Here is a 14,494-nt window from a genome sequence, read left to right as displayed (position 1 = left end):
TATCAGCGTCCGCCTCAGACCGTCCGATCGCGTCGCCTCCGTTGAGCTCCAAGATAACGATCGGATCAGAGTTTCCTCGACTCTCTATTGCAATGTAGTCCGCTTGCGTGACTTCTCCCGCTTCATGAACGATCAGGCGAGCGCTCTTCGATCCAGGCACCAGCGTTCCGGCGACATTGACGCTAGCTTCCGCGTCAAAACTCAGTTCGAAATTATCGGGAGCCCAATCGCCCAGCACGGATGTACTGAAGTTTCTTGATTCCTGCTTGACAGTGTTGTTCGTCCCTTGGGCGGCTTCCGCATGCAGGTTGATCTGGTTGCCGCGCAAGTAGGCTTCCGGTCCCACAGTGATCGTAGAATCGAGTGTGACCGTATCGTAGAAGTCTGCATCATGCGCCAGTTCGAGACTGACACCATATGCCTCGCCATGACTCAAAATGCCTAATTCTTCATGACGTGATTGAATATCAATGATATCAGCGTTGATGCTTCCGAATGCTTCTACTTTCGAATCGGCATCGCTAACGGTCACATCCGACGTCGTCAGGACTCCACCGCCGATGGCTACCTGCCATCCGCTCGTTTGGGAAGTCACCGCCAGGCCTGTCACTACCGCATCGATATCAACATCGCGTGCAGTGATCGTGCTACCGCTGCCCAGGGCAGTCTTCACTAGGTTCGTCTCACTATCAAAACCACTGATGTCGGTTTGGGTCAGTGCGGCGCTGACTCCAATCCCACCAACATAAACGGTGTCCGCGAGGCTCTCGACATCGATCTCATTTTCCGATCTGACACTCACATGCCCGAGGGAAAACAGATTTGCATCCTGACCAACTTCAGTACTGGCGGTTGTGTGAATCGTTTCCTTAGCCGTCGCGTCTTGCCCGGAGGCGGCGGACACGACATAGGCGTCGGCGTAGTTATAAAGATCTGTAGTTCCCGCATTGGAGTTCAGATTAATGGAATCGAGCCCGGTAACGTTCGCTCCGTCACCCACCGCGGCACGCACATCCACATCGACCGTCTGCTCGGATCGCGTCACCGTTGCACCAATGAACTTTCCTGATCCGGCTGTCGAACTCGCCCAACCTTGCCCCAGCTTGGACGTCGCGTCGACGACCACCGTCTGTGCCATGATCTGAACGCCCGAGCCAATGTCGCTGATGAGGGTTGGCTGCAAGAACACATTGGCCACAGACGACCCGACAGCCAGTGCACCGATATCAATGCCGAGCATGTCTGCCTTCGCCGATTTTAAGTTGATGTCTGCCGGGCGGTTCATGATTGACCTGACCTCAACCGCGCCGTCCGCATTCACGATGGAGTCAGCTTCGATCTCAGCAGTGACCGTGCGGTCAATTTTGGCGGTGGTCGAGTTGACTCCCACCGCAATGAGTCCCCCAGCGGCAGCGGTCGCGGTCGCCTCCGCCCGTGGTCGACTGGTGGCGAGAACCGTCGTTCCACCCCGCATGGCGGTGAGAGTGCCTTGAACGGATGCTGTGGTCGCGCCCTTGATTTCGGCATTGCTCTCGACGACTCCAACACCCACACCGATGCCGACGACATCTCCATCGACGTCGGCCAACGCGGTCGAACCGCTATCGGCAGTCACTTCGATGTCGCCATTCGACGAGCTCAATTGGGCGTTGAAAACTCTTGCATTCACTGTCGTGTCGACGATCGCATCGGCCGTATTAACGCCGATTCCGACGACGCCGGCGCCGATCGCCAGTGAATCTGTCTGGGAGATGTCAGCGATCGATCCGGCGCTCACGCGGATGGTGTTTGCGGACACCATCGGCCGCCCTGCGACGTCATTTTGATGGTCAGAGTCACCGATTGCGGCAGTCGTCGAACTGTTGATTTGGTTGTCGACAATCGATACGCCAACGACGAGTGAGACCGCCGCGAGGGATGCCGTGATCCCCGTGGCGTTTGCCGATACGTCTGCGTTCTCGTTCGCTTCGACACGCAGGGCGTCTGCCGCCGTCACGGTCAATGGTCCGCTGATGGACGAGTGAATTTGATTGGCAACCACATTGTCGATGTTGATACCACCACCACTCGCTCCAATAACTCCGGCGGATACCGATGCCGTGACCGCATTGGTATTGCTGATGCTTGCTTTTGATGAGTCAGCCAATACCTCCACGCGATTAGCCACGTTGATCCAATTCTGTGCGGTGCCCGCGATGAACGCATCGACGGTGTTGGCCATGAGGGTGTCGACGATCGAGGCGGCGATTGACATCGCAAATCCCTCTGGGGCAATCACAGCGGCAACGGCCACCCCGGTCGCATTCGCTTTGAGGATTTCGCTTGAGGTCGTTGCCTTCACTTGCAAATTGCCGCTGACACGGTTCTTCGTCTCGACGTCGGAGTCTTTGATGGAGGCCCGCACGTCGGTCCCCAGCCGATTGGTAACCTCGACACCGGCGCCGGATAAGGCCAGACCACTGACGCCAGCACTGATCGCGACGGAACCTGCGAACGCGTCTGCGGCAATCGTGTCATTGGAAGTGGCGAGAACATGGACGAATCCATTGGCCGCCGTGACATCCGAATTCGAGATGCTCGCTCGTACTTGACTTGCGTTCTCAGTGGGAGAGTCCTGCTGGTGTGACTGAAAACCGATCAGATTTCTGGCCAGGGAAACGCCGAGGGCCAGCGAGGCTGCCGCAGTGGCACCGCCGCCAACGGATGCCGCTGCGGCCCCAACCAATGAAGTGACTGCGGCATTGCTGGTCGCTTGAACCTGGAGGTTCTGGCCTGCGGTCACGGATGTGCTGTCATCAATGCTCGCGTGAACCTGGTTGTTCATTCTGTTCGTGGCGTTCGCTCCGGCACCACTGAACGCCACGCCAAACGTTGATGCGACACTCACCGCGGCAGCAACAGCAACCGTTGTGCTGGCAATCATTGCGGATTCCATCGCGTCAATCGCAATCGTACCGCTCACGTCCACGCCGACGACATGATTGAGGTAGGCCTTCACATCGTTCTCGATGGTGTTCTCGGCAAGGGCCACACCAATTGCGATCGTGACACTCGGGCCCGTCCCTGCAAAGGAAGCGGCGATCGAGCCTGCGCCAACGACCCCTGTGATCGTGGAAGCGTCTAACGCGTTGAGGGTAAGGTTGCCACCAACATCGATTTGGATATTCGCGGAGTCCGTTGTCCCCGTGAGGTCCGGCAGGTCCGTGTTATCGATGAACGCCTGAACGTCCGTGCCGACATCGTTGATCGCCTGAGCGCCCGCGCCGCTGAGGCCCAACGCGAGACCATTGGATGCGCCCGACAAAGCGATGGAACCCGCGCCGACTACGGCGTCAATTTCCTGGTGCGAGATCGCGGTTTGCACGAGTGAGCCGCTCGCAACGATAACGCTCGAATTCTTGATGAACGCTCTGACTTGATTCTTGTCGTCGTCGCCCGATTCTCGAACTGTGTTGATGACACGGGCTCCGCCAATCGCGGCCGAGATGGCGTTGTTGCCAATCGAACCGGATGCCGCGATCGCGTACACATCCGCTTCGATGGTCGAGTGATTGGTTGCGACGATCTGAATGTCATTCCTTGCGGAGATCGTGCTGTCTTCGACAAACGCATTGGCATCGCTGCTAATGTCGTTGAGGGCTTCGGCACCGCCACCGCTGAGCGCTAGGGCGTTGCCGCCACTGGAACTGACGCTGCCGGACACGGAGGCAGCAACAGACATTGCGATGATGGTCGCGTCCGCCATGACCTGAACGTCCAGGCCACCTGCATTGGCCTCAACGGTCGAATCCGTAATCGATGCCTCGAGCGTGTTGGTGATGTGATTGCGGGCCACCGAGACACCGACGGCCAGACTGCCAGCGTTACCACCCGTGCTGATTCCAACTGAAATCGAACCACCAACCACATCCGCGTTCGCAAACGACGAGTCTCGGGTGTCAATGATGACATTGCCCGTCGTGCTCGATACACGATCGCTATCGCTGATGTATGCACTGACGGTGTTGACGACGGTGTTTTCGGCGCCGGCACCCGCGCCCGCGAGACCCACGGAGGTTCCCGAACCGTACGCACCACCGGCTGACCCCGCGACTGCCAATGCATCGATGGTGGCTTTTCGCGTTTTCAGTGTGTAGCTGCCCGATGCGGCAGGGACCGTCTGTTCAATAGACTCGAGTTCAACGGGCTCGGGGGGCGTATTTGTCGCAGCGGCTTTGGTAGCGGCTAACTTGATTTGGTTGTCGCCCACCTTAACGACATAGTAGACACCGCCATCTTGAAGACCGCCGATCTCAGACCTTCCATCACCCTGTTCAAAGAACACACGATCACCCGTTTCGAGACCGTGATCAGGCAGCGTCAGTATATTTCCGGCAAGGTCGTTTTTGCTGAAACTCCACGATGGCGCGGAATCGTCGGCATCCGAACTTCGGGCTTCTGCGGTGATATGAATGCCGCCCTCGACCGAGACTTCGGCCGCTTCATCCAGGTATGCCGATGTCGTCTGCGTCACGTCGTTGAAGGCCAGTGCGACGCCGAACGCAGCACCTACACTGGTGCCTGCATCCCCTTTCTGGCCGGCCAGCGAGATGCCAACGGCATCCGCGGTAATCGTCGATACGTTCACCGCTGTCACAACGAGGCTGGCGCTCGAGCGAAGTGTAGCGGGTGGATCGGCAGCGAGGGGCGTCACGGCACCGGTGATGTAAGCATCGGTAGTGCTTGTGATCGCGTTCTCGGTGTATGCGCCGGCACCCGCAAAGCCAACGCCTCCGCGATTGGATTTGCTCAACGCCGCACTGCCCACAACCGCCCATGCGTCGATCTCAGCACTGTTCGTGGCGGTCACGACGATACTGCCGGCCGCATCAATCATGGAGTCTTCGATGGTGGCTGTCGTCGAGCCTTCGATGATCTGATTGATCGCAACGGCGGCACCCACCGCGATAGACAAACTGCTGTCCGAGGCACCGTCGGCAAGGGAGACCGCTACAGCGAGGCCGCCGGCATCGGCCGTGATTAGGGAATCATCCGTCGCAGAAACGTTGACCGTCCCCGCGTTATTCGTATTGAGTTGGCTGCCCTTCACGCGAGCGGTGACGCCGCTTCGAATCGTATTGACCGTCATGGAACCCGCGCCGCCGAAGCTGCGAGCGCCGTTGGTCCCCTTGCCAATCGCGACCGCGCCGGCAATGGCAAGTGCGTAGATTTCCACAGCGGCATCTGCAGTGACATCGATGTCACCACTGATCAGAGCGACCGCATTGTCAATATGTGATTCAAGGGTTCTGTCAACGTAATTGTCGACCACGGATATGCCCGCTGCCGCGGCCGTGGAATTACCCTGGGCCTTGGTGCTGTTGACGCTCGAGTACCCCACCGCGATTCCACCGCCCACAGCTGTGATTTTCGAATCCAAATCGGTGGACTTCACCAGGACGCTGGCGGCCGTAAGCGGATTTGTTGGCGTCCCAACCTCGGAGACATGCGATTTCGTCACGCCAGTGATGACGTTGATGGAAATACCCGCAGCCAACGCTAGGCCGGAGGATTGAGAGTCCGCTGAATTCGGAGGAACATTGTTCGCCTCCGATGTACTGGCAATCGCCACGCTGATGGCGGCGGCCACGGCGGTGATCGTGGGACTGTTCGTTGCGGTGACGGATAAGGCACCGCTGAGCCGGACATCTGAGGTTGAAAGATACGAGCCCGCGCCCCCCGTGATGTTGTTGTAAGCAAATCCGGCACCAATCCCAGCCTTGCCGCCATAGGCGATCGCACCGGCCACCGCGACAATCGAGGTCATGTCGGTGGCGCTGACCGTCAGGCTCGAGCCCATGACCGCGCCATTGGTGAGTCGTGCCACCGTGTCCGTGTCGATCGTGTTGTAGGCGACCGATCCGGCCACGCCGTAGCCATTGGCCGATGCGCCGATACCGGCGGCGACCGCCAGCGTCGTGCCGGAAGCGTTGGCATCCACGATCACATCGCCGGCATCCAGGAGCGTGGAGTTGTCGATCGAAGCGTGCGTCTGGTTCGTCAGAATATTGACGGTCACGGCCCCGGCCAGCCCGACGGATTTGCTGCCACTCTTGTTGAATGACAACCCAAACGCGCCGGAGATGGCTGTATTGTCCGTGTCATTCGTCGCCCGCACCGTCACATCATCGCTTTGCAGCACGACCGCTCGGTCCAACAACGCCGTGGCGGTGTCGTCGATCGAGTTGACCGAGACGCTGCCCGAGATGGCCAGGCCCCATTTGGTGCCCGCAGGCGTTTCCTTCGCATTCGCCGTATCGCTCGACTTGGCGGTCTTCGAACCCGCCGCTGCGAGTGTGCCGGTACCAATCGTGCCGGTGTTGGTCGCCGTGACGGTGAGTAGGCCAACCGCTCTCACCGACCCTACGCCGCCGACACCGGTGAGTGTGTGATTCGTCCCGGACGCGAGGTCTCCGGCAAGATCTCCGGCAAGGTCCACGAGCGTCCCTGAAAGGTCGGCCGCGTCGGTGGACAGGCTGATCGTGTAGGCATCGACTCGGGTAACGTAGTAGGTCTGCCCCTGTGCGAGATCGCCGATGCTCGTGCCGCCACCGTTGTCATAGACGATCGCATCGCCATCTTGATACGCATGAACGGCGTGAAAGTAAATCGTCTCCGCAACACTGTCGACGGTCTGCCTTGCCTGAAACGGCGCACCGAAGGCGTGCGATTCGCCCGTTGCTACCGCCGGGTCGACATCGATCCAGACGTCGTCTAGGGCGTCCTTCTCGGTTTTCGCCAGCCGAATCACCGTGTCGCTCACACGGATGACATAATAGTCATTCTTATGAGCCAGGCCGCCGATGCTGTCACCGTCGCCGTGGCTGTAGAAGACCCGCTGGCCGGTAACAAACCCGTGAGCGTAGCCCAGGTCAATCGTGTCCGACCGTGTCGCAGACGCTTCCGTCACTGCCAACTCGGCGTCGAGTGGCAGAAGCAAGGTGTGATTGACACCAAACTTGGGCGCACGCACGCCAAATAATCCCGGGATATCGAGATCAATCGGCAAGCCAATTGTTGTGAATTGGCGAGCCGCGCTGAGTAGTTGGATGGTGACAGAATCGACGACGAGCACGTAGTAAGCGACTCCGACCGCCAGCTGACTGTTATCCGATGCGTCGACGTCGTCGTTGCGTGTGAAGTGATAGAAAACGAGATCGTTGTCGTTCAGTTCATGTGCGGTTGCAAACGTAATCGTGTTCTCAGTACCACCGACCAACGATGTTGCATCCATCGCGATGGAATCCATTTCACTGTCGGCGGCCGTGAGCGTTCTTGCTCCAGCGGTCCATTGTTCATCACTCAGGTCGACGACGCTCGGTGCATCACTCAGCTTGACCAAACTGGTGCTGTTGTCCACCAAACCGACGTAGTAAGTCTGACCGCTGATGAGTCCTGAATCATCAGACAGCCAATCGTCGCCACTTCCGCCTCCGTTGTCGTAGATCACGGCGTCCCCACCGCGCAGCAAGTGTTCGTAGCCAAGATCGATGGCCGTGTAAGAATCGCTGTCGGAGACGTCCGACACACTCACTGCGATCTCCGGATCAAACGTGACGGCGAAACCGTGCTGCCAACCAGGGCTGTTGGGCAAGGAGAGATCGAGCACAATCCCCAGCTCGGCGTTGGAACGACTGCTGGCTAACTGGAACAGGTTCGGACTGCTTGCATCGGGGATGACGTAGTAAAAGCCACCTTCAGTAAGTCCGCCAATCAAGTCCGAGTCACCGGCCACATAGCCCACCCTTTGACCGAGTGTGAATCCGTGCGGTTGACCGAAGTCAATCGATTCACCCAAGGCGACAACGGCTCCCTCGAGCCGTTCGGGGTTAAAGGTGCGGCCGAGCATGTGCTGGTCGCCTCGCACGCCATCGCTGTTTAGATCCAGTCGCAACGTGTGGCTGGTGCCGCTGCCTGGATCGGCGGCCACATCCAGATCAATTCCGATACCCTCGTCCGCATCAGCCTTGGATGCGGCCAGCTTGAGCGTGGTGGCATCGACCTGGATGACATAGTAGGTGCGGCCGTTGACGAGCCCGCCCGTATCGGTGCCAGTGCCGTGGTCGTAGACGACTGCGTCACTGGTCTGAAAGTCATGGTGATATCCCAGGGTGATCTGATCAGCTCCGCTGTTGATCGCGCCCGCTGCGAATGTTGGAGCCGACTGCAGGGCTTCTTCGGCTGAACGGGCCAGCATCACGACGGTCGGGCTGATCACGCGAACGTAATACCGCTGTCCGTCAACGAGTCCGCTAATCACGCCATCTTCGCCGGGACTGCTGTACTGGACGACATCGCCGGTGACGAAGCCGTGGGCATAGCCCAGGTCGATTGTGTTGGCAACGGCATCGACGCCCTCGTTCAGGGTGGCCTGGCTGTCCCCGAGCGTCTGCACTTCGTCGCCCAGAATAGCGCGGGTATTGCGAACGATCCGGTTGCCGGAACCTGTCACGCCAATCCCCACGCTCCTGCCCAGCGAGACGCCGCCTGCGGCATTGGCATTGTAGATATCGTCATTGGCAGTCACCGTGACATCACCGGTGGCATCCATGACCGCGCCGCTGCTCACCTGTGCCAGCGTGGAGTTGTTGATGTCCGTGTAGGTGATGACTCCGTTGATCGCTATACCGCTGGTGTTGCTCCCCGCAATACCCATCGAAACGTTCATCAATATCGACTGGGCATCGACCACCACCTCTCTCGCCCGAATGTTCGTCCCCGAAGCGACCGTCGCCGAGGTGATGCCGATGTAGTAGACCGCTCCAAAGGAACCGCCTCCCGAAGAGCCAGCGGGGGATGCGAACGCGCCTTTGACCACGCCGATGAACTTGAGTGGCTCGTCGACGAAATTCACGATCTGGCTTTCCGATGTCGCCCGCACGACGACATCACCCGGGCGCGCTAACGCGCCTTGGTTGATCGCTACGTCGGAGCCGATGCTGGCGGTGGCGGTCGGATCGAGACTGAATCGGTTGAATGAGCCGGTAACGGCCCCCTTCGAGGAAGCGGCATTCGCCTTCGCCCAGGTGGTCGTCACGCCAAGATTCCGCGACGTGAGCACCTCACCTAGTTTCGCAAAAAAGTCGCCAAGGCTCAGGGACCGCTCGAGCGGAAAGTCATAGGGAATGAATGTTCTGGCCTGCACGGTGAGGGAGTCCAGCGCCGCGCCGGCGAGCGTGTTGGTGTCGATCGTTGCACCGGAGAGAACTTCGGCGACGGACTTGCTGGTATAGGATGCGACTAAAATGGAAAATGCGCCCGCGTAGTCCTTCTTGGTCTGCTGGTATTCGCGTTCCTGGGTGGCCTGACCATCGGCGACATCTGCGGCGGCGATTGCTTCCGGGCGATCGACCATGTCCGCCAGAACGGCCACACCGAGACCCGCGGTGATGACTGCAGTTCCACCGATCGTGCTGGTCGCTGAACTGTCGTGACTGACAAAACCAAAGACGAAGGAGCCGCCAAACTTCTTGAACTTCTCGGCCGACTTGCCGTCATCGGCGGACAACCATGATCCATACTTGCCAGCTTTCGCACCGGAGACAATTTGACTGAGTCCATTTTTGAACGCCGTAAACTTCCCGGGCGACGCCGCTTCGTCTCCGGCATCTCCAATTTTACTTTTTACCCAGTCTCCACCTTTACGTTTGAGTTTCGTCGCCGCCGTCGCACCAATCTGCGAATACGTGTCGGACAGGGTTCCGAGGCTGGACGTGAGGGATTGCACGACCACATTTCCCTGCTCGGAGACGATGCTGCCGTCGACCGAGACATGGGACGTTGCCAGCCCAGTCGCCCAGGATGCGCTCGCGGCAACCAGTTTGTATTCGCCCTTGGCTTGGGCGGTGGCAGAAATGGTCTTGGTGTTGACCGCGACGATGATCACATCGCCCAGTACAGCATGCAGGCTCGCCCCGGCACTGACGGCCACGGTGGCGTCGGAATTGGCTTCCGTGACAAGTACTGAGATGCCGAACGGCGTGCCGGATAGCCCTCGCACCGTGCCATACACAAGATCCCCGCCGACCTGCACGCCGACTGCGATGGTGTTATCGGACCAGGCGGTAAGTTGTACGCCGTGGGCTGCTTCGATCGAGACTCGATTCTGGACGTCGACCTTGGCGTTGGACGTGGAGGCAGCATATCCCCCGCCGATCAGATCGCTGATCACATCAAACAAGACCTGAGAGTCCGACTCAGCGGACACTTTCGTTGACCCGTCGGAAATAATTTGAGTGCCTTCCCAGAGGGTGACGCTCGCCTCGGCGTCGAGCATACCAACACCAAAGAATGGCCGGTATTTTGAGATCAAGGTCACTAGCGACTCAAGCGTGTCCCCGAGGCTGTTCCCTAGGTCCACAAGCCACTCGAAGGACTCGCCCAATGATCCGTCCTCAATCGTGTCGATGAGGACCGTTACGTCGTTGTTGTTCGCATCGGCACGAACCGAAACATCCCGGCCATGCAGCGTCGCGTTGTGGATATCGATCTGCGCGTTGGTGGTGACGGTGCCGAACGCGCCCTGCACGTACTCATGGTTGAGGGCCAGGATTGAAATATCCCCGCCGGACCGCAGCAGTCCGTCGACGTTGAAGGTGGCGACCTTGGCCGTATTTCCGCCAACGACAACAACATTCCAGTCAATGGCACCGAGCAGTTGCAATCCGAGGAGTGTGTAGGCATCGGTGATGCTGGCGTCGGAACTCACCTCGCGAAACTCGACCCACACCTCATCGTTGTCGGCATAGCCCGTTCCTGCGTTGCGGACGAACAGCGTGACCTCACCGGCCTTGTCGATGACGACGTCGACGGTCATGCCACTGCCGGCGCCGCTGGTTTTCGTGGCCAGATCCAGGAACCGGTAACCTGGCTTCCAGAGCGGGAGCACCTGGTCATTGCTCGCGATCAGAACATCCGGATAGGCGATGGACTTGATCGCCGCTGGCGTCCCGTCGGTCGGGGCGTTGCGATTGTCGAAACTGAGCAGCTTCGCTCCGTCGTTGATCGTGATCGTCTTTGCCATCAGCGAGATGTCGCCGGAGTCGCCGACGGACGTGCCGATGACGTTGTTGTCCCTCGTCGAGACGGTGACACCGGCGTCCACGACGATGCTGTCGCCGACGACGGTGACGTCGCCGCCATAGGTGAAGACATCGCCGCGAATGCGATGGTCACCAGCATCGGGGAATTCGTAGGGCGTGTTGCTGCCCGGGTCGAAACCCGTGACCGTGACAACGTCGCCCTTGTCGAAACTGGCCCGAAAGGTTCTCGCCGAGGTCGCTGCCGCGATCGTGAAGGATTTTGTCTTGGCCACAAAATCCTGCGTCGAAAAATCCCAGAAAAATCGATTGGCCGCCGTTTCGGTGACGGTCAGTGTCGTACCAACCTGGGAAAATGAGACCGTATCGGCGAATGCCGATCCACGCAGCGTGACCTGATCGGCAACCGAGGTGTCCAGCGAGAATGGCTGTTCCATCCCGACAAACGTCACCGCAGCGACGCCGGCATAGACGCCGCCGGCCGCGATCGTGCCACCACCCGTGGCATTGGGGAGGATCAAGGCTAGATCACCGGCAGCCGCCGAATTCTCGATGGCGAGCCCGTCTTGACCCGCCGCGCCACCGTCAACGACGCCTGATACGCTGCCGCCGGCTCGCACGAGGAAGCCGTCTTGGGTGTTGGCGGCACCGCGGAGGTTTTCAAATTGTGAAAACGTGGTGCCGTTGACGCGGCCCGCATTGGAGCCTGTGATCTCCCAGTGCGCCTGCCCGTCAGGCCCGACCAAGAGGTCGTCCACACCTGCTCCACCGATCACTTCATCCATGTTGCGGATGTCGCCCGCCCCGGTCATCGAGACGATTCCGCTGCTCGCCACATTGACCGTGATCTCGCCGAACTGACTGGAATAGTCGAGCGTGTTGACGCCGCTGCCGCCATTGAGGGTGCCCGTGATCAGGCCGGTCGCTTGCATATCAAATGTGTCTTCACCGGAACTGCCCTGCAGGCCCTCGATCCCGCTCCACGCAATGGTCGGGAATGCTTCCTGCAAACTCAGGTGAGTGGGACGGTCCATCGGCCAGTTCCAACCGCCCAGTGGCACAACCGCGGGCGGTGCAACGAGCAGTTTGATGGTCGTCGCATCGACCACAAGCACGGTGTAGTCGGTCTGGTCGGCCAGTCCGCTCGTATCGCGCGCTCCCTCAAACCCGTAGGTGACGAGATCGCCCTCACTCAGGCCGTGCGCGGTCGTGAACGTGATCGTGTTGGCAAAGCTATCTACCAGCTCACCACCATCGAGCGACCGTAGCAATTGACCAGTAGCATCCATAAGGCTTCGCGTGCCCGTGGACCACGTGCCTGTCGCCAATCCAGCAACGTCTGGAGAGGATGTCGTCAGTTGGAATGACTGTTCATCTACGACGAGAATGTAGTAGTCGGTACCGGAAATCAGCCCGCTTTGCGACTCCGCATCGCCGTCGCTGCTGGTATACCGGACGAGATCGCCTGTCGAGAACTCGTGCAGGTAGGGCAGACGCATCCGATTGGCTGCTGTGTCGATGACCGTGTCGCCACCGTCCAAGCGGAGCCGCACACTTGAGGTGGACGAGACCGTGCCTGCACCGACTCCATCAATCGTCCAGACGTTGTTCGCATTGAGCCCCACGAGGGTATCGGTCGCGGCGCCACCGATTACTTTGTCAATATGGACGTTCCCCACGCCGACTTCGATCTCCAGCCCGAGCGTGTCAAGTGAATAATCCAGCGTGTCGATGCCGCCACTTCCGCCATCAACCACTCCCGTCATCGCCGCCTGATCGGCGAACGCAAAGTGATCGTTGACCACTCCGCCGACGAGGTTCTCGACGCGTGAAAATGACACCGTCTCATTAAGGGATCCGCGGTTCACCCCGGAAATGAGCCACTCGTTGTCGACATCCGAACCGATCAGGAAGTCGGTGTCCGCTCCTCCGTCAACACTGATGTCGAGGGAGAGTCCCGGTGCAAGCAGATCAACGGCCAGCTGGTCATTCCCACGGCCAAGCGAAACCTCGATGCTGGTGGGATTGGTAAACGGGATCGACGTGATCAGGCTGGCGCTGGTGACGTCATAGATGTTGACGTCGACACTGATCAACCTGAGTGTCGCGGCGTCGATGGACTCGATGCGGAAACTGTCGGGCAGACTGCTGCCAGCAATGACTCGGGCATCGATGGTGCCGCCGACAATCGGCTCGATCCCCGAGAATCGGATCGTTCTTCCGAACGCGGTGAAGGTCCCTGCGTTCGGGTTGGCGACGTTGATCAGAGCAAAGGCGGCGGTATCCGTGTTCTCCTGCACGACGAGGCTGCCGAGATTTCCCGCTCCTCCGTCGAGCCTACCATCCAGGCTGCCGTCGGAGTTGATGATAAAACTGTCACTGGTGGCATCGGCTCCGATCAGATTTTCGATCCCCGAGAACCGGACGATCTCGTCGTTGGCCTCGATGTCGTCGGCCTCGAACTCGATCGTCCCCTCGTTCTTCGCCGTCACCCGCCAGAGTGCATCGGCTGCCGGACCATACAGCGAGTCAACACCCGATCCTCCGGTCACATTCGCGATGTTGACCGCTCCGCCCGTCCCAGTGGCTGTGTGCAGGTGCAAATCGACTGCGACGGCCGTTATGTAGGCGTCATAGTCGAGCGCGTTCTCGCCGCCGCCGCCATCGATCGCACCACTGACCGACCCGCCATCGACGAAGCTGAACGCGTCGATGCCCGAGCCACCTGTCAGGTTTTCGATCGAACGAAATTCGATCGTTTCGTCCAGCGAACCGGAATCGGCCAGCGTCTCGCCACCACCAATGCTCCACTGCGTGTTGGAATCGCCACTAAGAATCAAATCAGAGCCGCTGGCTCCATCAACCGTGACCGCGTCCACGGTAACGTCGCTGAAGGTGAACGCATTGGCTGACACGCCGCCGGTTAACTCCACCCGCTCCAGACCGCTGAGGGTGAAGCTTTGAACGCCGACCGTCAGAGTCGAACCGGTCAGCCCAAAGTCGGAGTCAGCGCTTGCCACCACCGTGTCGTTCCCACCTCCCAGAAAGTCGATGCTGATCGAGGGTGAATGATCTAACCCCAAGGTCAAGACGTCGTCTGCGTCCGTGCCGGTGATCTCGACTCGACCATCGGCGGGCACCCCCGATGCCGACGATACCACCCGCCCCCCTGCGTCGATCAACCTGTACTCGGCACTCGCTTGATCAAAACTCAGGGTGATCGGCTGGCCGCGATCTTGATCGCCATACGACAGGTGTGCCGCCAGCATCATTCGTAGCTCGAGATGCTCAAACCCTCGCGTGCGGGCGCGCGTCAAAAGCCGAAGCAGACGGCCAACAGCCTGAGATTGGTGATGGCGCTGTGACAGCGTGTTGCGCAACTTATCCCAACAGATCCGTGTCCATTTGAAATTCAT

At 59.5% G+C, this 14,494-nt stretch carries 1 protein-coding gene (only partly in view); it reads right to left on the bottom strand.

All coding sequences use genetic code 11. The features are described from left to right. On the bottom strand, window positions 1-14,494 hold the start of the coding sequence (locus SH410x_RS14655) for a PKD domain-containing protein (RefSeq protein ID WP_473677207.1). Its footprint begins 16,358 nt before the window's first position; only the first 14,494 of its 30,852 coding nucleotides appear in the window; its start codon is at window positions 14,492-14,494; the stop codon falls past the left edge of the window.

This window comes from Rhodopirellula sp. SH410 (genome assembly GCF_055811895.1).
The sequence above is the reverse complement of the archived record's forward strand: the minus strand, read 5'-3'. Positions and strand labels throughout refer to the sequence as shown.